This is a genomic window from Streptomyces sp. NPDC030183 (assembly GCF_055573455.1).
This window is the reverse complement of record NZ_JBVIBK010000006.1, coordinates 92,064-117,784: the sequence shown is the minus strand read 5'-3', so window position 1 is coordinate 117,784 and position 25,721 is coordinate 92,064. Positions and strand designations below refer to the sequence as shown.

Here is a 25,721-nt window from a genome sequence, read left to right as displayed (position 1 = left end):
GGGCGGACTGGTCGCCGCGACGGGATAACGACCGGCGCCACGATGTAGTGCCCGTGGTCCCGCGGTTTTCCACAGCCTGCCTCCACCCCTATTGACGCAGCCTCCCATCACTGTCACATTCGTCGATGTCACATTGCGAACACGGACCGTAGCCGACGGAGACAGGTGGGGCGGTGACATGACCTCGGTGTCAGAGGAACGCGCGGCGGACCTGCGGGGGTTCCGCGAGGTGCAGACCCTCGCGTACACGTGCGCGGAAGCGGTCGCGGCCCAGCTGCGACCTGGCGTGACGGAGCGCGAGGCGGCGCGCATGCAGCGCCGCTGGCTGAGGGAGCGCGGGGTCCGGGACTGGTTCCATCTCCCCTTCGCCTGGTTCGGTGACCGCACGGCGTTCGTCAATTTCCGCGTACCGCTGCAGTTCTTCCCCACCGACCGCCGTCTCGAGCCGGGCATGCCGTTCATCCTCGACATGGCCCCCGTCTACAAGGGCTACACCGCGGACATCGGCTACTCGGGGTGCCTCGGCCCCAGTCCTCTGCACGACCGACTGATGGCGGACCTCGAAGCGCATCGGGAGCTGATCCTGCGCGAGGTGCGGGAGCGGCGCTCACTGCGGGAGATCTACCAGAACGTGGACCGGCTCATGGTCCGCCAGGGGTACGCCAACCGCCATCGCGCCTATCCCTTCGGTGTCATCGCCCACAAGGTCGACCGGGTCAGGGAACGACGCTGGTCACCCCATGTCTTCGGGTTCGGCACCCAGGCGCTGAAGGGACTGGCGGCGGACGCGTTGCACGGCCACCGTGACGGCTGGTCGCCCTTGTGGTCCCCGTACCGGTTCTCGGACCACCCGCCGCAGCCGGGGCTGTGGGCGGTCGAACCGCACCTCGGCTTCCGCGGCACGGGTGCCAAGTTCGAGGAGATCCTTGTCGTCACCGACTCCAGGGATCCCGAGGAGAGCGCGTTCTGGCTGGACGACGACCTGCCGCACGTACGGCGGTGGGCGGAGGAGAAGTGCCGATGAGCGAGGGGCGAGAGGTGACGGGTTCGATGCGGCTGGAGGGTGCGCGGGAACGCCGGGTGCGCGCGGACGGGGTCGAGCTGTGCGTGGCCGAGCTGGGCGACCCCCAGCAGCCGACGGTGCTGCTCGTGCACGGTTATCCCGACTCCAAGGAGGTCTGGTCCGAGGTGGCCGCTCACCTCGCCGATCGCTTCCACGTGGTGCTGTACGACGTGCGCGGCCACGGCGGGTCGACGGCGCCACGGCCGTTGCGCGGAGGCTTCACCCTGGAGAAGCTGACGGACGACTTCCTCGCGGTCGCGGACGCCGTCAGCCCCGACCGGCCCGTTCATCTGGTGGGACACGACTGGGGCTCGGTTCAGGGCTGGGAGTTCGTGACGGTCGAGCGGACAGAGGGCCGCATCGCGTCCTTCACCTCGATGTCGGGGCCGTCGCTCGATCACCTCGGTCACTGGATCAAGCGGCGTGCGAAGCTCCCGACGCCGCGTCGGCTCGGCCAACTCCTCAACCAGGGCGTTAGGTCCTGGTACATCTACGCGCTGCACACACCCAAGCTCCCCGAGTTCGCCTGGCGCGGCCCTCTCGGCAAGCGGTGGCCCGGCATGGTCCAGCGAGCCGAGAAGCTGTCCCCGAGCGGGGGTTACCCGGCCAGGTCGCTGCCCGAGGACGCCGCACACGGCGTGTGGCTGTACCGGGACAACGTTCGCCCCCGTCTGGCCAGGCCCCGGGACGACGCGTACGCACACGCGCCCGTGCAACTCATCATTCCTCTCGGGGACGCCTTCCTGTCCGAGCGGCTCTACGACGACCTGGAGCAGTGGGCTCCGCGGCTGACCCGCCGCACCCTCCCCGCCAAGCACTGGATCCCGCGCACCCGACCTGACCAACTGGCCTCCTGGATCACTGAGTTCGTCACGGCCACCGACAGCGGGCGGCCCGCGCCCACAGCCACCGGGAAGTACGCCGACCGGTTCGGCGGGCAGCTGGTGCTGGTCACCGGCGCAGCCGGTGGGATCGGCCGGGCAACCGCCTTCGCGTTCGCCGAAGCCGGTGCGCGCGTCATCGCCGTCGACCGCGACGCGGATGGCGCGGCCCGCACCGCGGAGCTCTCCCGGTTGATCGGCGCCCCCGAGGCATGGGCCGAGACGGTCGACGTCTCGGACGAGCAGGCCATGGAGAAGCTCTCCGAGAAGGTCGCCACCGAGTACGGGGTGGTGGACGTGCTCGTGAACAACGCCGGGATCGGACTCTCCGGCTCCTTCCTCGACACCACCCCCGAGGACTGGCGGAAGGTTCTCGACGTCAACCTGTGGGGCGTGATCCACGGCTGTCGCCTGTTCGGCAGGCAGATGGCCGAGCGCGGGCAGGGCGGCCACATCGTCAACACCGCTTCGGCCGCGGCGTATCTGCCCTCGCGGACGCTGCCCGCGTACAGCACCTCCAAGGCGGCCGTGCTGATGCTCAGCGAATGCCTCCGCGCGGAGCTGGCCGGAAAGGGAATCGGGGTCTCGGCGATCTGCCCCGGCCTCATCAACACCAACATCACCTCCACCGCCCGCTTCGCGGGTGTCGACGCCGAGGAGGAGAAGCGCCGGCAGCAGAACGCCGCCCGGCTGTACGGTCTGCGGAACTACCCCCCGGAGAAGGTCGCGGATGCCGTCCTGCGGGCGGTGGTGCGCAACCAGGCCGTCGTCCCCGTCACCCCGGAGGCCCGCGGCGGCCGCCTCATGTCGCGCTTCGCACCCAAGGCGCTGCGCGCGCTCGCCCGACTGGAGCCACGGCTGTGAGCCCGCGCGAGGGGCGCCCGAAGGACGGGACCGGGCGGTGCCTGATCGCACCGCGCAAGGTCTCCTTCGACTGGGAGAACACCCCGCTGCACTGGATTCCTGACGAGCCGACCGCCACGCACGTGATCAATGTGCTGCATCTGCTGCTGCCGACGGGGGAGCGGTGGTTCGTGAAGGTCTTCAAGGAGGGCCTTCCACTAATCACGGACCGCGAACTCCTGCAGGACGTCAAGGGATTCATGGGTCAGGAAGCCACGCACAGCGTGCAGCACGCGTATGTGCTGAACCATCTCGCGGCCCAGCGGCTCGACACCGCGGACTTCACCAAGTACGTCGACTTCCTCTTCGAGAAGCTGCTCGGCGAGCGACCTCCCCTCGGGGCACCAATCCCGCCCCGGGAGTGGCTGCGCTTCCGGTTGTCGCTGATAGCGGCGATCGAGCAGTTCACGGCGGTGCTGGGTGACTGGGTGCTGGCCGCGGAGGGGCTCGACCGGGCCGGAGCCGACGAGATCATGCTCGATCTGCTGCGCTGGCACGGCGCGGAGGAGGTCGAACACCGTGCGGTGGCCTTCGACATGTACCAGCACTGCGGCGGCCCGGGCCCTTCCCGCTACGCCCGCCGGGTCGTCGGCATGGCGGTCACGGCGCCGATGATGCTCTACATGTGGGTGTGGGGCACCGCGTATCTGATCCGGCACGACCCGCAGCTCGCCGGACGGCTGCGCTACTCCCTCGCCGCGCACAACAGGGCGGTGCGCAAGGGGCTGCTGCCCACCTGGAAGGAGCTCGGCGCTGCCGTCCCCCGCTATCTGCGGCGTTCCTACCACCCCTCGCAGGAGGGTTCGTTGGGCAGGGCCGCCGAGTACCTGGCGCGCTCGCCGGCGGCACGCACAGCCACGGCCGCGATCATCCGAGCCGGGACATAGACGGTCTGAACGCCCGGCCGTCGGCGCAAGGAGAAGAAGGGAGGAGAGGCAGAGGAGGCATGAGAACCATGAACGACGAACCGGCCGAGACAACCGGCGCGCCCACGAATGCCGAGCACACGGCCGACACGCCTATGGCTGTCACGCCCAGGGCTGGCGCGCACACCCCCGCCCCGGCCGCCGGCCGGGCCACCACGCGGAGCGATCCCAGCCCATCCGTGCCCGCCTCCGCCAGCAACTCCGCCCCCACCTCCACTTACCGCATCGAGGATCTCGCGCACCGCAGCGGCACCACCGTCCGTACGATCCGCGCCTACCAGGACAAGGGGCTGCTCCCCCGCCCCGAGCGGCGCGGCCGGGCGAACGTCTACTCGGACGCCCATCTCCACCGGCTGCACCAGATCGCCGATCTCCTCGACCGGGGCTACACCTTGGCCTCCATCAGGGAACTCCTCGAAGCCTGGGACACCGGCCGCGGCCTCGGAGGGGTGCTTGGCCTTGTCGCCGAGGTGGACGGACCGTGGACCGACGAGAAGGCTGTCCGGATCACCAGGTCCGAGTTGGTGGAGCGGTTCGGCGGGACCCCGGACGAGGCCGCGGTGACGGACGCCGTCGAGCTGGGCGTACTGGAGCCGGTGCCCGGCGAAGAGGACCTGTTTCTCGTCCCAAGCCCTCAAGAGCTGGCCGCAGCGGCCGAGTTGCACTCCGCTGGGGTACCGCTGTCGGCGATCACAAGCCATCTGAGGGAGTTGAGGGGACAGATCGAGCACATCGCCGCCCGTTTCCTGGACTTCACCACCGAGCACGTGTTCGCTCGCTACCTCGGGGGCCACCAGCCGCCGAGCGAGGCGGAAACGGCCGCAGCGGCGGCTCTCGTACGTCGCCTCCGGCCGCTTGCCCAGCAGTCGGTGGACGCGGAACTCGCTCGTGCGATGCGTTCGTTGGCCACCCGCCACCTCCGGGAGCACCTCGGTGCGGACGCGCCCCTCCAGCGGACGAGCGAGTCGTTCCCCGTACAGGTTCCGGCCTCCACAATGCAGGCTGTGGAGAGGCTCGTCGGCCCCGAGCACGTCCAGGCGTTCATCACGGCGGCGACCGAACGAGAAGTGCAGACACGCACCTTGGACTCTTTGTCGGCAAATGGCAGAACGGACACAGAACTTGATCAATTGCCCTGAATAGACAAGGCGGTTGTCCACAGAATCTTCAATTCCGCTGTGGATAAGTCCACTTGGCTGTGGATCAAACATCCGGATCAAAATCACGTGCGTGACGCGTGTCTCGGGGGCACGCTGGCGGGATGGACGAAAGACGCACCGTGAAGGTGTCGAAGTACCTCTCCAAGCACCTGCGACACCAGCCCGAGCGCATCGGACTCACCCTGGACGAGGCCGGCTGGGTCGAGATCGACACACTCATCGAGGCGGCCGCCGCCCACGGCTTCCGCTTCACCAGGGCGGAACTCGACCATGTGGTCGAGGCCAACGACAAGCGGCGCTTCGCCGTCGAGGGCGACCGTATCCGCGCCAACCAGGGCCACACCGTCGAGGTGGACCTCGATCTGCCTACGGCCACCCCGCCGCCGTACCTCTACCACGGGACGGTCGCCGCCTACCTGCCCGCGATCCGCGCGGAGGGCCTGCGGCCCATGAACCGGCACGACGTACACCTGTCGCCCGACCGTGAGACGGCCACCCGTGTCGGCGCCCGACGGGGCCGCCCGGTCGTGCTCTCCGTCGACGCCGCAGCGATGCACCACGACGGCCATGTGTTCCGGGTCAGCGCCAACGGCGTGTGGCTGACCGAGGCCGTTCCGCCTCAGTACCTGCGGTTCCCCGAGGCCCACTGAGCAGGCCCGGGCTCGACGCCCGACGCGGGCCGCCCCCGCCGCACAGGCACGGGCCCCGCGAAACCGACGTGACGGCCCCAGCCACCCGGGCCGGACGCGACCGCCTCCGGCCTGGTCGCACCATCCCGCCACTGCGGTCGGCCCACCCCGCCACTGCGCTTACGCTCGATGCATGAGTCTGCGTCTGAGCACCGTGATCCTGCCCTACCTCCGCTGGCACGAGGGCGGTCGTGCCACCTGGCAGCGGGCCGAGCAGCTCGGGTTCCACACCGCGTACACCTACGACCACCTGTCGTGGCGGACCTTCCGGGACGGGCCGTGGTACGGCGCCGTCCCCACCCTGACCGCCGCGGCCGCGGCCACGGACCGGCTGCGTCTCGGCACCCTCGTGACCTCGCCGAACTTCCGCCACCCGGTGACCCTCGCCAAGGAGCTGATCTCCCTCGACGACATCTCCGGCGGCCGGATCACCCTCGGCGTCGGTGCGGGCGGCACCGGCTTCGACGCCACCGTGCTGGGCCAGGAGCCGTGGACACCGCGAGAGCGGGCCGACCGCTTCGCCGAGTTCGTACCGCTGCTCGACCGGCTGCTGACGGAGGACTCCGTCTCCTACGAGGGCGACTACTACTCGGCCCACGAGGCGCGCAACATCCCCGGCTGCGTCCAGCGCCCCAGGCTGCCGTTCGCGGTGGCCGCCACCGGCCCGCGCGGCATGAAGCTGGCGGCCCGCCACGGGCAGGCGTGGGTGACCACCGGCGACCCCAAGCTGTTCGAGACGGGCACCCCGGAACAGTCTGTGCAGGCCATGCGCGGCCAGATCGAGAAGCTGGCCGACACGGCCGCCCAGATCGGGCGCGACGCGGCCGGGATCGACAAGATCCTCCTCACCGGCTTCACCCCGGACCGCGGCCGTCCGCTGGAGTCGCTCGACGCGTTCGTGGACTTCGCCGGCCGCCATGCCGAACTGGGCTTCACCGACATCGTGATCCACTGGCCGATCCCGGACTCGGACTTCGCCGCGGACGAGAAGGTTTTCGAGCGCATCGCCATGGAGGCCCTCACCCAGCTGTCCTGAGGCTGCCGGTCTGCCGCCGCGGCCGGTCAGGTCGCGGCAGCAGCCGACGGGGCCGGCCCCGCATCGGCGCAGGTCGAGACACGTGCACAGGGCAGTCATCACTCACCTGTGCGGGCGCCCGCACGGCCGTGCGCGCATATGCGCGACAATGGGGTCCGTGACCTCAGCGACGAGACAGCCCGAGACCCCGGCCCCGACCGTCCCGCCGCGGCTGATAGCCACGGACCTCGACGGCACCCTGCTCCGAGACGACAAGTCCGTCTCCCCCCGTACGGTCGCCGCGCTGGCGGCCGCCGAGCAGGCCGGCATCGAGGTCTTCTTCGTCACGGGGCGCCCGGCCCGCTGGATGGACGTCGTGAGTGAGCACGTCCATGGCCACGGCCTCGCGATCTGCGGCAATGGAGCGGCCGTGGTCGACCTGCACGGCGGCCCCGGCGCCCACCGCTTCGTCAAGGTCCGCGAACTGGCGCGGGAGAACGCGCTCGACGCCGTACGCCTGCTGCGGGATGCCGCGCCGGGTACGGTCTACGCCGTCGAGCAGACGTACGGCTTCAACCAGGAGCCCGAGTACCCGAAGCTCCACATGGAGATCCCCGACATCCTCGCGCCGGCCGAGAAGCTGCTGGCCCCGGGCGGTGTCGCCGACCACGAGCCGGTGCTGAAGATCCTCGCGTACCACCCCTCGCTCGACCCCGACGACTTCCTCGCCACCGCCCGCGTCGCGGTCGGCGACCGCGCCACCATCACCCGGTCCAGCCCCAGCGCCCTGCTGGAGATCAGCGGCCCGGGCGTCTCCAAGGCCAGCACCCTCGCCCTGTGCTGCGCCGAGCGCGGTATCTCGCACGAGGAGGTCGTCGCCTTCGGTGACATGCCGAACGATGTGGAAATGCTCACCTGGGCCGGGCAGTCGTACGCCATGGGCAACGCGCACCCCGACGTCGTCGCGGCCGCCTCCGGCCAGACCGTCGCCAACAACGAGGACGGCGTCGCGGTCGTCATCGAGCGCCTGCTGGCAGAACGGCCGTAACCACGGACGAGCGGCGCCCGTTCCGACCACCGGGGTCCGCAGCGCGGCCGCCCGTCCGCTACAGCCTCACCCCGTGCTTCAGCAGCCACGGCACGGGGTCCACGCCCGACCCCAGCTCCGGTGTGACCCGTACCTCGAAGTGCAGATGCGGCCCGGTCGAGTTCCCGGTGGTGCCCGACTGGCCGATCCACTGACCGGGCACCACCCGCTGGCCCTGGTCGACGGTGACGGCGGCGAGGTGCGCGTACTGGGTGTAGTAGCCGTTCGCGTGCCGGAGCACGACCTCGATGCCGAAGGCACCGCCGCACGACACCTTCACCACGCGCCCTGCCCCCACCGCCCGTACCGGCGTGCCGATGGGTACCGCGAAGTCCTGTCCGGTGTGCCGGCTGGCCCAGTGCTCACCGCCGCTGCCGTAGCCCGCCGAGAGCTCGTACGACTCCACGGGCGCGACCCACGGCCGTGTACGGCCCAGGCTCGGCTGGTCCAGGCGGACGGCGCCCCGGCAGGAGCCGGCCGCGACGGCGGCGTCGGCCTGCCCCTGGAGCGTCCACTGGGCCTGTTCCAGTTTCCGCTGGATGTTCTGCTTGATCTCGCCGAGTTCGGTGTTCCGCTCCTTCAGCCGCTGCCACGCTGTCGCGGCCCTCGTCTCCCCCGCCGCGTACCGCGCCTCCGCACGCCGGCTCCTCGTCACCGCCTTGTCGAGCGCCAGATCGGCCTGCCGTCCGGCTCGCTGCCCTCGCACGAGTTCGTCGGGGTTGTCCGCGAGGAGCATCTGCGCGGTGTAGGGCATCCCGCCGCCCTCGCGGTACTGGGCCCGGGCGATCCGGCCGAGGTCGGCGTTGAGCCCGGCGAGCCGGCGGCGCTCCCGTGCGAGGGACTTCTCCAGCCGCCGTGCCCGCGCCTGCTGCCGCTCGGCCGCCCTCCGACCGGCCTCGTACTGCTGCGTCGCCACGGCCGCCTCCTCGAACAGCCGCGCCACTTGCGCACTGACCCCGGCGTCGCCGGGAGCGAAGACTCCACCTCCGTGGCCGCCGGCCTGACTGCCGCTCTCGGCGACCGTCGGCCGAGCCGCGAGAACCGCGGCGACGCACAGCAGCACGGCGACGAGCACCCGATGTCGGCGAAGTGAACGCATGCCGCGATCGTGGCCCGCGCCGACGGCCGCGGTCATGTCCGGGACGTCCGGCCGGGGGACACGCTGCCCTGGATGGACCAAGACGGCTGCTCCGAACAGGGTCCCGGCACCGCTCCGTTCGGCGAGGATCCTTGCCTAGTCCCCATGACGGGACGGGACCTGACGCGACACCAGGCGGACGCCGCGTGCGACCAGGGGGAGAACGGGGAGGGCGCGCGCCCTGGCCAGCGGTTCAGGCTCCGATCAGTGGCTCAGGCCCGGACCAGCAGTTCCCCCGCCGCTTCCCGCTCGACCAGCGCCCGCAAGGGCCCTTCCACGGTGGCCAGTTCGGTGTACGTCCCGCGCTGTACGACGCGTCCCTCCGCCAGGACGACGACCTCGTCCACGGCCTCCAGCCCGGCCAGCCGGTGGGTGATCAGCAGGGTCGTCCGGCCCTCGGTCGCGGCCAGCAGATCGGCGGTGAGCGCGTCGGCCGTCGGTAGATCGAGGTGCTCCGCGGGCTCGTCCAGGACGAGGACCGGGAAGTCGGCCAGCAACGCACGGGCCAGGGCGAGCCGCTGACGCTGGCCACCGGACAACCGCGCCCCGTGCTCACCGATCAACGTGTCCAGTCCGTCGGGCAGCCCGTCGACCCAGTCGAGCAACCGCGCCCGCGCCAGCGCGTCCCTCAACTCCTCCTCACCCGCGTCCTTGCGGGCCAGCAGCAGGTTCTCCCGCACGGAGCTGTCGAAGAGGTGCGCGTCCTGCGCGCACAGCCCCACGAGCCGCCGTACGTCGTCCCCGTCGAGCGCGTAGGCGTCCGCACCGCCCAGCGTGTACGTCCCCTCAGACGCGTCGAGGAACCGCAGCAGCACCTGAGCGAGCGTCGTCTTGCCCGCCCCCGAGACACCCACGACGGCCACCCTCCGCCCCTGTTCGAGGGTGAGGTCCAGCCCGGCGAGCGCATCCCGCTCCTGCCCCGGGTATCGGGCGCCGAGCCCTTCGAGTCGCAGCGGGAACGGCGACACCGGCGGCTTCGCGGGCCGCTCCGGTTCACGGACGGCGTCGGGGGCGTCCAGGATCTCGTACACACGCTCCGCGCTCCTGCGCACCCGCTGGCGGAACTGGGCCGCCGACGGCATCCCGAGCACCGCCTCGAACGCGGCGAGCGGGGTGAGCACGACGACGGCCATGGCCACACCGCTCAGCCGTCCGTCGACGACCGCCTGGGCTCCCAGCAGCGCGGCGGCGGTGACGGTGAGCCCCGAGACGAGCGCCGTCAGTCCGTCCCCGATCGCGGTGGCGGTGGCGGCGCGTGAGGCGATCCGGGTGAGCACGCCGTCGGCCCGCCTGGCCTCGGCGGTACGCGCGGGCAGGGCACCGGCGACCGCGAGTTCGGCGGTGCCGCTCAGCAGGTCCGCCACGCGGGTGGCCAGCACGCCACGAGCGGGCGCCAGCCGCTGCTCGGCCCGCCGGGCCACTGCTCCGGTCACCAGGGGCACCCCGGCACCTGCCGCGAGCAGCCCGACGGCGAGGGCCGCTCCGGCCTCGGGCAGCAGCCAGGCGGTGAACCCGACCGAGGCGGCGGACACCGCGACGGCAGTCCCGGCCGGCAGCAACCAGCGCACCCAGTAGTCCTGCAAGGCGTCCACATCGGCGACGAGCCGCGACAGCAGGTCACCCCGTCGTGTCGTGCGCAGCCCGGCGGGCGCGAGCCGCTCCAGTCGCCGGTAGACGGCCACCCTCGTGTCGGCCAGCATCCGCAGCACGGTGTCGTGCGACACCAGCCGCTCCGCGTACCGGAACACGGCCCGTCCGATGCCGAACGCCCGCGTGGCCGTCACCGCGACCATCAGATACAGCACCGGAGGCTGCTGCGAGGCCCGCGAGATCAGCCACCCGGATGTCGCCATCAGGCCCACGGCGCTGCCCAGGGCGAGGCTGCCGAGCAGCAGGGCGAGAGCGAGGCGGCCCCGACGCGGTCCGGCCATACGGCGGACACGGGCCAGCACGCCGCCCTGTCGCTCGAGCTGGGGAGCCACTTCAGGCCCCGCAGGCACGGATGCGGTCCGGTCGGACCGGCGGGGCACCGTGACGTCCGCGTGTTCGGCGGCCGGTGCCGAGGCGGACACCGTGGCCTCCGCCAGCCGGACCACCCGATCCGCGACCTGGAGCAGCGCCGGTCGGTGCACCACCAGGAGGACAGTGCGGCCCACGGCCAGTCGCCGCACCGCTTCCACGACCTCGCCCTCGGTCTCCCCGTCCAGGGAGGCCGTGGGTTCGTCGAGGAGCAGCACGGGCCGATCGGCGAGGAAGGCACGGGCGAGCGCCAGCCGTTGCCGCTGACCGGCAGAAAGACCGGCGCCGTCCTCGCCGAGCATGGTGTCGGTCCCGGCGGGCAGCGCGTCCACGAACTCCAGCGCTCCCGCGTCGGACAGCGCCCGACGCACCGCCGTGTCGTCCGCGTCCGGGCGGGCCAGACGTACGTTCTCGGCGATCGAACCGGCGTACAGGTGGGGGCGCTGGGGCACCCAGGCCACACGCGAACGCCACTGCTTGAGGTCGAGCGAGGCGAGATCGGCTCCCCCGACCGACACGGTGCCGATCGTGCTCCTGGTGAATCCCAGCAGGACGTTCAGGAGCGTGGACTTGCCCACACCGCTCGGCCCGACGAGGGCCACCGTCTCGCCGGGCGCGACCGTGAAGGACACATCGGAGACGGCGTCGTACGACCGCCCGGGATAGCGGACGGTCACCCCGTCGAAGCGGATCTCACCGGAGGGCGGAACCGCAGTGCCGGAGTCCGGGACCGGTGTCTCCAGGACCTCGAAGATCTCCTCGGCCGCCGCGAGCCCTTCGGCGGCCGCGTGGAACTGAGCTCCCACCTGGCGGAGCGGCAGATATGCCTCGGGCGCCAGGATGAGGATGACGAGGCCGATGTACAGATCCATCTCGCCGTGAACCAGCCGCATACCGATGGTGACCGCGACCAACGCCACCGAGATCGTCGCGAGCAGTTCCAGAGCGAAGGACGACAGGAACGCGATCCGCAGGGTCCGCATCGTCGCCTGCCGGTACTCGCCGGTGATCCTTTTGATCGACTCGGCCTGCGCCTTGGCCCGACCGAACACCTTGAGTGTCGGCAGTCCGGCGACGACGTCGAGGAAGTGCGCCGAGAGTCGGGAGAGCAGGCGCCACTGGCGATCCATCTGGGACCGCGTGGCCCAGCCGATGAGCACCATGAAGATCGGGATCAGGGGCAGCGTGCCGACGATGATGGCCGCTGACACCCAGTCCTCGGTGACGATCCGCGCGAGCACCGCGACGGGCACGACCACCGCCAGGCCCAACTGGGGCAGGTAGCGCGCGAAGTAGTCGTCGAGCGCATCGACGCCGCGAGTAGCGAGGGCGACCAGTGAGCCCGTGCGCTGGCCACTGAGCCAGCCGGGTCCGAGCGCCACGGCTCGGTCCAGAAGCCTGCCTCGGAGCTCGGACTTCACGGCCGCACTCGCGCGGTGGGCGGCCAACTCGGTGAGCCATGAGATGACGGCCCGTCCCACCGCAACGGCCATCAACAGCAGCAGGGGAGTGCTGAGTTCATCGACGGTCATTCCGTGCTGGAAGGCACCGACGACCACTTCGGCGATGAGCATCGCCTGCGCAATGACGAGCGCGGCCCCGGCGGCGCCCAGGACGATGACCGCCGCCAGGAAGAGGCGGGTCGCGCGGGCATACCGCAACAGTCGTGGGTCGATCGGTTTCACGTGAAACACCCTCTTCTCAGCGGGCATGTTTCACGTGAAACATGCCCCTTCGACCGGAGGAGGTGTGTTTCACGTGAAACATCGCGAAACCCACCTCCCGGCCCAGGTTCAGTGCGCCGGCTCCGCGATGTGCTGCGTACCGATCCGCTTGCGGAACACCCAGTACGTCCACCCCTGGTAGAGCATGACGATCGGGGTGGCGATCACCGCGCACCACGTCATGATCTTCAAGGTGTACGGGCTCGACGAGGCGTTGGTGACCGTCAGGCTCCAGTCCTCGTTCAGCGAGGACGGCATGACGTTCGGAAAGAGCGTCAGGAAGAGCATGGCGACGGCCGCCACGATGGTGAGCCCGGACAGAGCGAACGCCCAGCCCTCACGGCCCGCCCGGACGGCGGCCAGCGCCGCCACCAGCGCACCGACCGCCACGGCGACCGCGACAAGCGAGGTTCCATCGCCCTTCTCGGCCTGCGTCCAGAGGAGGAACAGCAGCGCCAGCACCGCCGTCACGGCACCGACGCGCAGCGCCAGCTTCCGGGCCCGCTCCCGGATGTCCCCGACGGTCTTGAGCCCGACGAACACCGTCCCGTGGAAGGTGAACAGTGTCAGCGTGACCAGACCACCCAGCAGGGCGTACGGGTTCAGCAGGTCGAGGACACCGCCCACGTACTCGAAGTCCCGGTCGATCTTGACTCCGCGCACGATGTTGGCGAAGGCCACACCCCACAGGAAGGCGGGGAGCAGCGAGGTCCAGAAGATCGCCGTCTCCCAGTTGCGCTGCCACGTCTCCTCAGGGCGCTTGGCCCGGTACTCGAAGGCGACACCGCGGACGATCAGGCACACCAGGATGAGCAGCAGCGGCAGGTAGAACCCGGAGAAGAGGGTGGCGTACCACTCGGGGAAGGCGGCGAAGGTCGCGCCGCCCGCTGAGAGCAGCCACACCTCGTTGCCGTCCCAGACGGGCCCGATGGTGTTGATGAGGACCCGCTTCTCCGGCCGGTTCCGCGCAAGGAGCCGGGTGAGGACACCGACTCCGAAGTCGAAGCCCTCCAGGAAGAAGTAGCCGATCCACAGGACGGCGATGGCGACGAACCAGACGTCGTGAAGTTCCATGACTGTGCAGCTCCCTCGGCCTAGTACGAGAAGGCCATCGGCTTGTCGGCGTCACGGGAGTCGCCGCCGATCTTCGTGGGCGGGTTGAGGTCGGCCTCCGTCAGCTCGGGCGGCCCGGCCTTGACGTACTTCGCGAGCAGCTTGACCTCGACGACGGCGAGGATCGCGTACAGCGTGGTGAAGACGATCATCGACGTGAGGACCTCGCCCTGCGAGACACCGGGGGAGACCGCGTCACGGGTCCGCAGCACGCCGTAGACGACCCACGGCTGGCGGCCCATCTCGGTGAAGATCCAGCCCCAGGAGTTGGCGATCAGAGGGAAGCCAAGGGTGAGAATGGCGATCCGCCAGTACCACTTGGTGAGCGTCGGGCCGAGGGCCTTGCCCGGCAGGAGCGAGAGGCGCGGTACCTCGTCGTCGCCGACCCTGAGGTGCTGCGGCAGCATGAACTTCTTGCGGGTCAGCCAGAGCCCGACGACGCCGAGGGCGAACGACGCCATCCCGAAGCCGATCATCCACCGGAAGCCCCAGTAGGCGACGGGGATGTTGGGCCGGTAGTCACCGGGCCCGTACTTCTCCTGCTCGGCCTTGTTGACGTCGTTGATGCCGGGGACGTACGAGCTGAAGTCGTCCTTGGCCAGGAAGGAGAGCAGGCCCGGGACCTCGATGGCGACCTTGTTGTGGCCCTCGTCGACGTCACCGACGGCGAAGACCGAGAAGGGCGCCGGCGCCTCCCCGTCCCAGAGGGCCTCGGCCGCGGCCATCTTCATGGGCTGCTGCGCGTACATGACCTTGCCCAGGAGGTCGCCGCTGATCGCGGTGAGCATGCCGCCGACGATCACGGTCACCAGGCCGAGCCGCAGCGAGGTCTTCATCACGGGGATGTGCTTCTTGCGGGCCAGGTGGAAGGCGGCGATGCCGACCATGAAGGCGCCACCCGTGAGGAAGGCCGCCGAGAGGGTGTGGAAGACCTGGGTGAGCGCGGTGTTCTGCGTCAGTACCAGCCAGAAGTCAGTCAGCTCGGCCCGGCCCTTGGCCTCGTTGATGCGGTAGCCGACGGGGTGCTGCATCCACGAGTTGGCCGCGAGGATGAAATACGCCGACAGGATCGTGCCTATGGAGACCATCCATATACAGGCCAGATGGATCTTCTGGGGCAGCTTGTCCCAGCCGAAGATCCACAGCCCGATGAAGGTGGACTCGAAGAAGAAGGCGATCAGCGCCTCGAAGGCGAGGGGGGCACCGAAGACATCGCCGACGAAGCGCGAGTAGTCGGACCAGTTCATGCCGAACTGGAACTCCTGCACGATGCCGGTGACGACCCCCATCGCGATATTGATCAGGAAGAGCTTGCCCCAGAACTTGGTGGCCTTGAGGTACTTCTCCTTCCCCGAGCGCACCCAGGCGGTCTGCAGGCCGGCCGTGAGGGCGGCGAGCGAGATCGTGAGCGGGACGAAGAGGAAGTGGTAGACGGTCGTGATGCCGAACTGCCATCGCGCCAGAGTCTCCGGCGCCAGAGCGAGGTCCACGTCTTCTCCTTACATGCCGTGGCACTGCGGCAGTCTGCCCCGCCTGTTCCGTACATCACGGGGCAACCGGGACGCGCTTGTGAAAGCGTTCACATTCACAAGCAATTATGCCGCATACCCGTTCGGGCCTGGAGAGGTGGGGGGTCCCTAATCCCGGGGCCGAAGGTCCCTCGAAGCAAAACCGCACGTCAGGCCCATGAGAGAAGGCGAAAGGGCCCGAGGCGGAACCCCGGGCCCTGATCCCTTGACAGCCGCCGAAGGCTAGAGCTCCTTGCGGAACTCCTCCGTCACCTTCAGGAAGATGTCGTTCGCCTCGTCCTCGCCGATGGTCACCCGGACGCCCTCGCCCGGGAAGGGCCGCACGACGACACCGGCCCGCTCACATGCGGCGGCGAAGTCGACCGTCCGCTCCCCCAGCCGCAGCCACACGAAGTTCGCCTGGGTGTCGGGCACCGTCCAGCCCTGGCCACGCAGCGACTCCACGACCCGGTTCCGCTCGCAGACCAGCGTGCCCACCCGTCCGAGAAGCTCGTCCTCGGCACGCAGCGACGCGACCGCCGCGTCCTGGGCGAGCTGGCTCACCCCGAAGGGCACGGCCGTCTTGCGCAGAGCGGCCGCCACCGGCTCGTGAGCGATCGCGAAGCCCACCCGGAGCCCCGCCAGCCCGTACGCCTTGGAGAAGGTCCGCAGCACACAGACGTTTGACCGCTCGCGGTAGAACTCGACGCCGTCCGGCACCTCGACATCCCGCACGAACTCGCGGTACGCCTCATCCAGCACCACCAGCACATCGCTGGGCACCCGGTCGAGGAAGCGCTCCAGCTCGGCCCGGCGGACGGCCGTCCCCGTCGGGTTGTTGGGGTTGCAGACGAAAATCAGCCGGGTCCGGTCGGTGATCGCCTCCGCCATCGCGTCCAGATCGTGCACGTCGCCCGCCGTCAGCGGGACCTGCACGGACGTCGCCCCGCTGATCTGCGTGATGATCGGGTACGCCTCGAACGACCGCCAGGCGTAGATCACCTCGTCGCCGGGCCCCGCGGTCGCCTGGATCAGCTGCTGGGCGACACCGACCGAGCCGGTGCCCGTGGCCAGGTGCGTGAGCGGCACGCCGAAGCGGTCGGACAACTCGTTCATCAGCCCGGTGCACGCCATGTCCGGGTACCGGTTGAACGACGAGGCCGCCCCGGCCACGCTCTCCAGCACGCCCGGCAGCGGCGGATAGGGGTTCTCGTTGGAGGACAGCTTGTACGCCACCGGACCGCCCGCCGCGGCCGGCTTGCCGGGCTTGTAGGTGGGGATACCCTCCAGCTCGGCTCGCAGCTTGGGGCTCGTCTCGCTCACCGCAGTCCTCCTCGTCGACGTAATGCTTCTCACCTTATGAGGATTCGGCGCGCCTGCGAATGGGCTGTGGGCAACCAGCTGCCTTCACTGTCGTACCGACACCATCACGGGCATCACCACACGAAGGGGAGGTATCGGGGGGCGCGCTCCTCATAAACGCACGCGCCGGTGGCTCGCGCCGTAGCGCGCATCACCCGTGCAGGTGAGTTGAGACCTCTTCGAAACATGAGCTACTTGGCAGGCTCATGCGCGCCGACAAGTAGCGTCCTGATATCGGATCGTTCAACTCCCTTGCATTGCAAGGCAATTGACTATGATTGACCTTGCAGAAACGTACCTGTCAACGGGTGCATATGCGTCCGCACTACCCCACCGCATGAGCCCTACTATCGGCTCGCCATGACAGCAGCAGGGAAGCACCAGGTGAGCCGGGCGGAAACTCCCCGCCGAGGCAGCCGGTCGGGCCGGGCGGGCATCCGAGACGTGGCCGCCGCCGCCGGGGTCTCCATCACGACCGTTTCCGACGCCCTCAACGGCAAGGGCCGGCTCCCGGACGCCACCCGACGCCATGTACGCGAGGTCGCCGACCGACTTGGCTACCGCCCCTCGGCGGCGGCCCGAACCCTGAGAACGGGCAAGTCCGGCCTCATCGGCCTGACCGTGACCACGTACGGGGATGAACCTTTCACCTTCACCGAGTTCGCGTACTTCGCGGAGATGGCGCGAGCGGCCACCTCGGCCGCGCTCGCCCGGGGCTACGCCCTGGTCATCCTCCCCGCGACCTCGCGGCACGACGTGTGGTCCAACGTGGCCCTGGACGGCACCGTCGTCATCGACCCGTCCGACCAGGACCCGGTGGTCAGCGAACTGGTCCGCCAGGGATTACCGGTGGTGTCGGACGGCCGCCCGGCCGGAGCACTGCCGGTCACCGCGTGGGTCGACAACGACCACGAGGCCGCGGTCCTCGGCATCCTCGACCATCTCGCCGACGCCGGCGCCCGCCGGATCGGCCTCCTCACGGGCACGACGACGGACACGTACACCCATCTGTCGACCACCGCATATCTGCGCTGGTGCGAGCGTGTGGGCCAGGATCCGGTGTACGAGGCGTATCCGGCGCACGATCCGTGCGCGGGAGCCGTCGCCGCCGACCGGCTGCTGGCCCGGCCCGACCGCCCTGACGCGGTCTACGGCCTCTTCGACCCGAACGGCACCGATCTTCTCGCCGCGGCCCGGCGGTACGGCCTGCGCGTCCCGGACGACCTGCTCCTCGTGTGCTGCAGCGAGTCCGCCGTGTACGCCACCACCGAGCCGCCGATCACCACGCTCTCGCTGAAGCCGCGCCGCATCGGCACGGCGGTGGTCCAGCTCCTCATCGACGCCATCGAGGGGGTCGAATCGGACCAACCGGTCGAGCAGGTGATACCGACGGAGTTGATCGTGCGAACCTCGTCCGAGCGGCGTTCGCCGCGCACGACGGTCAGTCCGCCACGATCACCTGAAGAGGGTTGACGCCCGAGCTGAGGACCCGAACGCGAATCGGGCGGGGAGAGCCCCGCCCAATTCGGGAGAAAACAGCGGTGAACTGGGGCCCTGCGCCATTTCACCACCCCTGGGTCATCACATGGCGCGATCCGCATTCCTATGATGGGCGGACGACACCGCGGGCCGCTGCGACCAGGCAGTCCGATGCGGTGCAGATGCGGCGCGATGGTGGTGGAGGGGTCGATGACTCAGGGGGCCGGTCAGGGACCCGAGGTGCGGACGCCGACGGTGCGCGATTTCCGCGTGCCCGCGTACGTCCACGAGGCCGGTCCGTACGGACACACCACACAGCCCGGCCAGACAGGCGACACCGGCGACACGTCGGAGTATCCCGAGGGCTACACCCCCACCCAGCGGGACCTCCCGGTGATCAACCGGGGCGACACGCTCCAGGTGACGATCGACCCGGAGGCCGTGGCCGGTGAGCAGCCCGCCGCCAGTCCCGGCCCGCTGTTCGTCGTCGGCGACGTGCACGGCTACCTCGACGAGCTGATCGCCGCCCTGCAGGAGAAGGGCCTCGTGGACGCCTCGGGCAGCTGGTCGGCGGGCACCGCCCGGCTCTGGTTCCTCGGCGACTTCACCGACCGCGGCCCGGACGGCATCGGCGTCATCGATCTGGTGATGCGCCTGTCCGCCGAGGCCGCGGCGGCCGGCGGCTACTGCAAGGCCCTCATGGGCAACCACGAGCTGCTGCTGCTCGGGGCCAAGCGCTTCGGCGACACCCCCGTCAACTCGGGCGCGGGCACCGCCACCTTCCAGGCCGCCTGGCTCCTCAACGGCGGCCAGAAGACCGACATGGACCGTCTCCAGGACCACCACCTGCAGTGGATGGCCCGCCTCGACGCCATGGAGGAGGTCGACGGCCACCTCCTGGTGCACTCCGACACCACCGCCTACCGCGACTACGGCGACTCCATCGAGGCGGTCAACGACACCATCCGCGAGACGATCACCCGCAACGACCCGGACGAGGTCTGGGACCTCTTCCGCAAGTTCACCCGGCGTTTCTCGTTCCGCGACGAGGGCGGCGCCGACGCCGTGCGCTCCCTGCTCGACCTCTACGGCGGCACACGCATCGTCCACGGCCACAGCCCCATCCCGTACCTCCTGGGCGAGGTCGGCTCGGAGGACGGCGAGGACGGAGCGGGCCCCTCGGTCGAGGGACCGTACATCTATGCGGACGGTCTCGCCGTCGCCATGGACGGCGGTGTGACGATGGCCGGAAAGCTCCTGGTCCAGCAGCTCCCGCTGCAGAGCTGATCCCCGGACGGGCCGGCGTCCCCCGTCGAAAGAGTTCGCCGGCCAGGGTCCAATTTCTTCAAACCCCCTGTCACCGCCCGCCGTCACCGCTCTACCATCGGCTTATCCGTAGCAGGCTCCCCTCCGTTTCTGCCCGACGGCTCGTCAGCATGCCGAGCCACAAGCCCTACGGAGCATCGGGGGATGCACATGAACAGCGTTCCGCAGCACCTGCTCAGTGAGGACCGCCAGGAGTACGAGCGGATCCTCGGCGAGGCGCTGCGCTCCGCACCGTACCGCCCGGAATTCGCCGCCGGCCTGCAGCGGCTCAACCCCGAACAACTGCGCACCATGGCCCTCAACGCCACGGCGATCATCACGGCGGCCGCGGCGACCGAGTACGAGTACTACGTCAAGGTCCGCGACGAACTGCGCAACCCTTCACCGGACCGAACCGCTACCGGAAGCACGGCATCCGGCTCCGCGGAGCCCGACGGGACGGCAGTGGGGCTCGTGACCGCCATGGGCGAGGTGGGCGAGGCCGCCGGAGCCGGTGCGGGCGCCGTGGCCGCCGTGCTCGCCCCCGTCCTGGCCGGAACCGCCGCGGTGATCTTCCTGCTCGTCGGCTACATCATGAAGGCGCTCGACCCCGAGCGGGCGATCGCCGAGACCCTGCTGACCACCGGATGGGTCTTCGGCGCGGTCACGGCGGCGGCGATTCTGGTGGCCGCGGTCGGCCTCCTGCTCACCGCGCTACGCAACGGCTCCACCGCCCTGGAGGACCGCGGGGCGCGGGACGAGCTGAACGAGGAGGTGACCCGCGCCAAGGAGGCATGGCGTGACGCCCTCCTGGAGCGCGGCATCCTGCCGTTCCTCCGGGACGCCCTCGCCAACCCGGACCCCGCGGTGCTGAGCGAACCGGACCGGCCGGCCCCGCCCAGCCGCATGCCCCACCTCGGCTACAACCGCCCCGACTTCACCAGCCCCGGCAGCGGCTCGTCCGGTTCCCGCCCCAGCTTCTCCAGCCCGGACTTCAGCAGCCCGGACTTCGGCGGCCCGGAGCACCAGCCGGAGTGACCCGCCGGGACCGAGCCGCCGCCCGGCCCCCACCGGGACCGGCGGCCGCCCGACGTCCGTCCGGGCCACCCGCCCTGAGTACCGCCGGCAGGCCAGAAACAGCGGCTCACAGGCGGCCTGTCGGCTCGCGTACCGCCGAGCAGCGGCTGGCGCCCCGGCCCGGCACCCGGCGGCGCGCGTGCAGCCGGCGATCACGGCGGACCCGGGCGCACGGACCGGCCGACGCCCACGCACCGCCGGTCCCCTGCGGGTCCTCAGTCCGCGAGCGGCAGATAGACCCGGTTGCCCGCCTGCGCGAACTCCTTGGACTTCTGCGCCATGCCCTCCTCGATCTCAACCCGAGACGTGCCGTGTTCGCGGCGGATGTCCTGGGAGATCTTCATCGAGCAGAACTTCGGGCCGCACATGGAGCAGAAGTGGGCCGTCTTGGCCGGCTCCGCGGGGAGCGTCTCGTCGTGGAACTCACGGGCGGTGTCGGGGTCGAGGGCCAGATTGAACTGGTCCTCCCAGCGGAATTCGAAGCGGGCGTCCGACAACGCGTCGTCCCACTCCTGTGCGCCCGGGTGCCCCTTGGCGAGGTCTGCCGCATGGGCCGCGATCTTGTAGGTGATGACGCCGGTCTTGACGTCGTCACGGTTGGGCAGACCCAAGTGCTCCTTGGGCGTGACGTAGCAGAGCATCGCGGTGCCCCACCACGCGATCATCGCGGCGCCTATGCCCGAGGTGATGTGGTCGTACGCCGGAGCGACGTCCGTGGTCAGCGGGCCAAGCGTATAGAACGGAGCTTCATCGCAGATCTCCTGCTGAAGGTCGATGTTCTCCTTGATCTTGTGCATCGGGACATGGCCCGGGCCCTCGATCATCGTCTGTACGTGGAAACGCTTCGCGATCCGGTTGAGTTCCCCGAGCGTGCGCAACTCCGCGAACTGCGCCTCGTCGTTGGCGTCCGCGATCGAGCCGGGCCGCAGACCGTCGCCGAGCGAGTATGTGACGTCGTATGCGGCGAGGATCTCGCACAGCTCCTCGAAGTTCTCGTACAGGAACGACTCCTTGTGGTGTGCCAGACACCAGGCGGCCATGATCGAGCCGCCGCGCGAGACGATGCCGGTCTTGCGGTTGGCGGTCAGCGGTACGTACGCCAGGCGCACACCCGCGTGGACGGTCATGTAGTCCACGCCCTGCTCGGCCTGCTCGATGACCGTGTCCTTGTAGATCTCCCAGGTCAGCTCCTCGGCCTTGCCGTCGACCTTCTCCAGGGCCTGGTACAACGGCACCGTGCCGATGGGAACGGGGGAGTTGCGCAGCACCCACTCGCGGGTGGTGTGGATGTTCCGTCCGGTCGACAGGTCCATGACCGTGTCGGCGCCCCAACGGGTCGCCCAGGTCATCTTCTCCACCTCCTCCTCGATGGAGGACGTGACCGCCGAGTTGCCGATGTTGGCGTTGACCTTCACCAGGAACCGCTTGCCGATGATCATCGGCTCGATCTCCGGGTGGTTCACATTCGCCGGCAGCACCGCCCGGCCCGCCGCGATCTCCTCGCGGACGACCTCGGGCGAAACGTTTTCGCGTACCGCCACGAACTCCATCTCGGGGGTGATCTCCCCGCGCCGCGCATACGCGAGCTGTGTCACGGCCCGGCCGTCACGGCTGCGGCGCGGCTGACGTGGCCGCCCCGGGAACACCGCGTCCAGGTTGCGCAGCCCACCGCGCGGTGACGTGTGCTTGATCCCGTCGTCCTCGGGGCGGACAGGACGGCCCGTGTACTCCTCGGTGTCGCCTCGGGCGATGATCCAGTTCTCGCGAAGAGGGGTCAGCCCCCTCCTGACATCGGTCTCGACGGTCGGATCGGTGTACGGGCCGGAGGTGTCGTACAGGGTGACGGACTGGCCGCTGGTCAGATGCACCTGACGGACCGGCACCCGTAGATCGGGGCGCGAGCCCTCGATGTACCCCTTGTGCCAGCCGATGGACCTGCCGGTCTCCCCAGGCTGTTCACCCTGCGGATTTCCGCTCTGGTGTGAGGCATTTGCCCCGTCTGTCTGGTTGGAGGCAGACGTGCGTGTGTCCTCGATGGTCATGAGACCTACTCCCTACGCCGGCATTACCCGGTAACAGGTTCAGCGGTCGACGCAGCGATTTCCGCCCGCCGATGTTCCACGTGAAACATCGCGTCTGCGGAGGTCAGCGCCCTCTCAGCCCGGTGCTCCGAGCTCCCGCGTGTGCAAAGGTGTCTCCACGCTAGCGTCAGATGTGGCGCGGTGAACAGTGGGCCTCGCTCGTTCTTGCGATGATCGGTCGGTGACCACGATGCAGCAGCCTCCGCCTCCCCCCTCCGAGCCGCCCCACGGCCATGGCCCCGGAAACGGGCACGGCCACGGCTCCGGCGGAGGTCATGGATACGGCTCCGGAGGCGGAAACGGCCCCGGTGATGGACATGGCCAGGGCCCGTTCTCCGGGGGCGGCCACGGCCACTCCCACAGTCACAGCCACGGTCCGGCCGCGCCTGTCTCGCAGCACCTGCGCAAGGTGATCGCGGCGGTGCTGATCCCCTTCGCCACCGCGGTCCTTGTGGGTCTTGTCGTCCTGTGGCCCGGCGGTGCCCCGCCGCACGAGCGCACCGGCGTGGGCTTCGACCGGCAGACCCAGTCGGCCACCGTCACCAAGGTCGAGGAGGTCGACTGCGCCTCCGTGAACGCCTCGGGCGTCCCGCCCACCGGTGACACGTCCACGGCCGAGGGCTCGTCCGCCCAGCAGCAGGCGAAGGGCACCTGCAAGAAGGCGACGGTGCGGGTCGACACCGGCAAGGACAAGGGCCGTACGTTCACGGAGATCGTCCAGCCCGATCAGTCACGGCAGTTGAAGCAGGGCCAGGAAGTCGTGGTCGCGTACGAGCCCGCCGCGCCCAAGGATCTGCAGTACTCGGTCACCGACGTGAACCGCAAGTTCCCCATGGCGCTGCTCGCCGGGATCTTCGCGCTCGCCGTCGTGGTGGTGGGCCGGATGCGCGGCGTCATGGCACTGGTGGCCCTGGCCATCAGCTTCCTGGTGCTGACCTTCTTCATCCTCCCGGCCATCCTCCAGGGCTCGAACCCTCTGGTGGTGGCGGTGGTCGGGGCGAGCGCCATCATGCTGATCGCGCTCTATATGTGCCATGGCCTCTCGGCCCGCACCTCGGTCGCGGTGATCGGCACCCTGATCTCGCTGCTGCTGATCGGCCTGCTGGGCTCGCTGTTCATCGACTGGGCCGCGCTGACCGGCAACACGGATGACAACACCGGTCTGATCCACGGTCTGTACCCGGAGATCGACATGAGCGGCCTGCTGCTCGCGGGCGTCATCATCGGTTCCCTCGGTGTCCTCGACGATGTGACGGTCACGCAGACCTCGGCGGTCTGGGAGCTGCACGAGGCGAATCCGGCGATGGGCTGGCGCGGCCTGTACCGCGCGGGCATCCGCATCGGTCGCGACCACATCGCCTCGGTGGTCAACACCCTTGTCCTCGCCTACGCCGGTGCGGCCCTGCCGCTGCTGCTGCTCTTCTCGATCGCGCAGAGCAGTGTCGGTACCGTCGCCAACAGCGAGCTGGTCGCCGAGGAGATCGTGCGCACCCTCGTCGGGTCGATCGGTCTGGTCGCCTCCGTGCCGGTGACCACGGCACTGGCCGCCCTGGTCGTCTCGGCCGACCGCCCGGGGACCCCCGCGACGTCCTCCGAGGCTCCCACGGCCGCCCCGGCACGTGGAGGGAAAGGTCGCCGCCGGAAGCGCTGAAGCGTTACGGCACGTGGGTGACGTACGGCTCAGCCCGCGCTCTGCTCCTCCGCCAGGATGCGGTCCAGCGCCTCGTCGAGCAGGGTGTCGAAGTCGGCGAGGGAACGCTCCTGCCCGAGCGGCACGAGCTTGTCCGTGCGGTCCAGGAAGGCCACCAGCGGCGCCGTACCGACCCGGAACAGCGCCTGGTCGCTGCCCACCTGAAGGCGGATCAGCACCTCGCCGAAGGTCTCCGGATCGGCGGGCGCGATGTGCACGTCGCCGTCCCCGCATGGCCGGCCCACGCCGTCGATGAGCAGCTCCCTGCCGAAGGCCCAGGTCACCGGAGCGTCGCCGGGCAGATGGAAGGTGAGCCGCACGGCATAGGGATCACACGTCTCGTAGCGCAGCTCCACCGGAATGCGGAAGGAGAGCTCCTCCGAGACGAGGAAGCTCATCATGACTTCTGCCTGTACCGACTCGCGCATCGCCTACCCCGCCATGTTGGTCGACTGGCCAGGAAACATCCGCCTGACGCTCCTGGAAGTTTGCTGAAAGTACACGGGAGATCACAAGGAGTGATTTTTCAGATGCTGATAGAGATCGCGAGTGTCCCTAGTAGCTTTCCGATCTCGATTTGCAGTTGATGCGCCGTGGGCAGCAGCCGGTCGGCCTGGTGCACGGGAAGCGAGATGGCCAGGGTCGCGGCGGTCGTCCCCGCGGTGATCGGAATCGCGGCGCAGACCGTCCCCAAGGCGTATTCCTGGCGCTCGACGACGGGTTCCATCCGTCCGATCCGGTCCAGGCGCCGTAGCAGAGTCTCGTTGTCACGCACTGTGTACGGCGTGATCGACTGTACGGGGTACCGTTCCAGGTGGTCGCGGCGGGCCTCGTCGCCGAGTTGGGACAGCAGGCACTGCCCGATGGCGTGCGCGTGTCCCGTCTCGCGGAAGTCGGCCCACTCCTCGACCGCCGGGGCGCTCGAACTGTCGGCGACGCCCTTGATCTCGATCTCGCCGTCCCGGTAGATCGCGAAGTACACGGGGGCGCCGATGGTGTCCCGCCAGTGGGCCAGGGCCTCGCCGACCGTGCTGCGACGTTTCTGCTGTGCTCCGCTGCTGCTCAGCCGTTCCGCGGCCTCACCGAGGAAGAACAGTCCCTTCTCCCGGCGGAGATAGCCCTCGTGCACCAGGGTGCGCAACAGGTGGTAGGCCGTGGGCAGGGCGAGTCCGGTGTCCCGTGCCAGTTGTTTGGCCGGTGCCCCGTGTTCTCGCTCGGCGACGGCCTCCAGCAACCGCATCGCCCGCTGTACGGAGCCGATGAGGGTCCCCGACTGTGACTCGGGTCCGACCATCGGGACCGGCGGGGCCGACTGACGTGCTCCTCGCCCGGACCGCTGCACCGGAGGCGGTGGTGCGGGGCGGGCGGATGCGGTGGCCGGCTCCGAGTCGGCCGCGGGTGCCGGCTGCGTCGGCGGCGCGGGCTTCTGTGAGGTGTGCGGCGGTGACGAAGGTGTTGGTGACGGCCCCTGCCGGGACGCCGGAGGGGGCTGCGTGCGGCA

The 25,721-nt window shown here is 69.8% G+C and carries 19 protein-coding genes; 11 read left to right on the top strand and 8 right to left on the bottom strand.

Annotated elements, in window-relative coordinates; translation table 11 throughout:
• Positions 1-178 precede the first annotated feature (178 nt).
• From ACZ4Z2_RS09125 to ACZ4Z2_RS09095, 7 genes are all read left to right on the top strand, one after another.
• Positions 179-1,024: a M24 family metallopeptidase gene (locus tag ACZ4Z2_RS09125; RefSeq protein WP_468073928.1), complete on the top strand. Its 846-nt coding sequence runs from the start codon at positions 179-181 to the stop codon at positions 1,022-1,024.
• Entirely contained in the window at positions 1,021-2,808 is a 1,788-nt protein-coding gene (locus ACZ4Z2_RS09120) for an SDR family oxidoreductase (RefSeq protein WP_468073926.1), read from the top strand. The genes ACZ4Z2_RS09125 and ACZ4Z2_RS09120 overlap by 4 nt, the downstream gene beginning before the upstream one ends.
• Positions 2,805-3,734 (top strand): metal-dependent hydrolase, encoded by a 930-nt coding sequence (locus ACZ4Z2_RS09115; protein WP_468073924.1) that lies wholly within the window; start codon positions 2,805-2,807, stop codon positions 3,732-3,734. The genes ACZ4Z2_RS09120 and ACZ4Z2_RS09115 overlap by 4 nt, the downstream gene beginning before the upstream one ends.
• Positions 3,735-3,802: 68 nt before the next feature.
• The gene (locus ACZ4Z2_RS09110; protein ID WP_468073922.1) at positions 3,803-4,912 is read left to right on the top strand and encodes a MerR family transcriptional regulator; all 1,110 of its coding nucleotides are present in this window, start codon (positions 3,803-3,805) and stop codon (positions 4,910-4,912) included.
• 122 nt (positions 4,913-5,034) lie between these two features.
• Positions 5,035-5,583, top strand: coding sequence for an RNA 2'-phosphotransferase (locus ACZ4Z2_RS09105; RefSeq protein WP_468073920.1), 549 nt, complete (start codon positions 5,035-5,037; stop codon positions 5,581-5,583).
• A gap of 172 nt (positions 5,584-5,755) precedes the next feature.
• On the top strand, positions 5,756-6,658 hold the full coding sequence (locus ACZ4Z2_RS09100) for an LLM class flavin-dependent oxidoreductase (RefSeq protein WP_468073918.1): 903 nt from the start codon (positions 5,756-5,758) through the stop codon (positions 6,656-6,658).
• Positions 6,659-6,815: 157 nt separating this feature from the next.
• A complete protein-coding gene (locus ACZ4Z2_RS09095) occupies positions 6,816-7,685 on the top strand; it encodes an HAD family hydrolase (protein WP_468073916.1) in 870 nt (289 codons plus the stop codon).
• Between the two features lie 58 nt (positions 7,686-7,743).
• On the opposite strand, the gene ACZ4Z2_RS09090 is transcribed toward ACZ4Z2_RS09095, so the two are convergent.
• From ACZ4Z2_RS09090 to hisC, 5 genes are all read right to left on the bottom strand, one after another.
• Entirely contained in the window at positions 7,744-8,823 is a 1,080-nt protein-coding gene (locus ACZ4Z2_RS09090) for a M23 family metallopeptidase (RefSeq protein ID WP_468073914.1), read from the bottom strand.
• Positions 8,824-9,074: 251 nt separating this feature from the next.
• The gene (gene cydD, locus ACZ4Z2_RS09085) at positions 9,075-12,566 is read right to left on the bottom strand and encodes a thiol reductant ABC exporter subunit CydD (RefSeq protein WP_468073912.1); all 3,492 of its coding nucleotides are present in this window, start codon (positions 12,564-12,566) and stop codon (positions 9,075-9,077) included.
• A 108-nt stretch (positions 12,567-12,674) separates the two neighbouring features.
• On the bottom strand, positions 12,675-13,679 hold the full coding sequence (cydB, locus tag ACZ4Z2_RS09080) for a cytochrome d ubiquinol oxidase subunit II (RefSeq protein ID WP_468073910.1): 1,005 nt from the start codon (positions 13,677-13,679) through the stop codon (positions 12,675-12,677).
• 20 nt (positions 13,680-13,699) lie between these two features.
• A complete protein-coding gene (locus tag ACZ4Z2_RS09075) occupies positions 13,700-15,208 on the bottom strand; it encodes a cytochrome ubiquinol oxidase subunit I (protein WP_468073908.1) in 1,509 nt (502 codons plus the stop codon).
• 261 nt (positions 15,209-15,469) lie between these two features.
• Complete coding sequence (gene hisC / locus ACZ4Z2_RS09070) at positions 15,470-16,549, bottom strand: histidinol-phosphate transaminase (RefSeq protein WP_468073907.1); 1,080 nt, start codon at positions 16,547-16,549, stop codon at positions 15,470-15,472.
• 399 nt (positions 16,550-16,948) lie between these two features.
• Here hisC and ACZ4Z2_RS09065 point away from each other — a divergent pair, with 399 nt between their 5' ends.
• From ACZ4Z2_RS09065 to ACZ4Z2_RS09055, 3 genes are all read left to right on the top strand, one after another.
• Positions 16,949-18,061, top strand: a complete 1,113-nt coding sequence (locus tag ACZ4Z2_RS09065) for a LacI family DNA-binding transcriptional regulator (protein ID WP_079049873.1) — start codon at positions 16,949-16,951, stop codon at positions 18,059-18,061.
• Positions 18,062-18,262: 201 nt separating this feature from the next.
• Entirely contained in the window at positions 18,263-19,354 is a 1,092-nt protein-coding gene (locus ACZ4Z2_RS09060) for a metallophosphoesterase (protein ID WP_468074182.1), read from the top strand.
• A gap of 183 nt (positions 19,355-19,537) precedes the next feature.
• Positions 19,538-20,410 carry a hypothetical protein gene (locus tag ACZ4Z2_RS09055; protein ID WP_468073905.1) on the top strand — a complete coding sequence of 291 codons (873 nt, stop codon included), beginning with the start codon at positions 19,538-19,540 and terminating at the stop codon, positions 20,408-20,410.
• Between the two features lie 254 nt (positions 20,411-20,664).
• On the opposite strand, the gene thiC is transcribed toward ACZ4Z2_RS09055, so the two are convergent.
• Complete coding sequence (thiC, locus tag ACZ4Z2_RS09050; protein WP_468073903.1) at positions 20,665-22,491, bottom strand: phosphomethylpyrimidine synthase ThiC; 1,827 nt, start codon at positions 22,489-22,491, stop codon at positions 20,665-20,667.
• A gap of 220 nt (positions 22,492-22,711) precedes the next feature.
• On the opposite strand from thiC, the gene ACZ4Z2_RS09045 reads away from it, so the two are divergent.
• On the top strand, positions 22,712-24,181 hold the full coding sequence (locus ACZ4Z2_RS09045) for a YibE/F family protein (RefSeq protein WP_468073901.1): 1,470 nt from the start codon (positions 22,712-22,714) through the stop codon (positions 24,179-24,181).
• A gap of 29 nt (positions 24,182-24,210) precedes the next feature.
• Here ACZ4Z2_RS09045 and ACZ4Z2_RS09040 read toward each other — a convergent pair whose 3' ends face one another.
• Together ACZ4Z2_RS09040 and ACZ4Z2_RS09035 are read right to left on the bottom strand one after the other, a co-directional pair.
• Positions 24,211-24,648, bottom strand: coding sequence for an SsgA family sporulation/cell division regulator (locus tag ACZ4Z2_RS09040; protein ID WP_055520475.1), 438 nt, complete (start codon positions 24,646-24,648; stop codon positions 24,211-24,213).
• A 98-nt stretch (positions 24,649-24,746) separates the two neighbouring features.
• Positions 24,747-25,514 (bottom strand): IclR family transcriptional regulator, encoded by a 768-nt coding sequence (locus ACZ4Z2_RS09035; protein WP_468073899.1) that lies wholly within the window; start codon positions 25,512-25,514, stop codon positions 24,747-24,749.
• Positions 25,515-25,721: the final 207 nt, after the last annotated feature.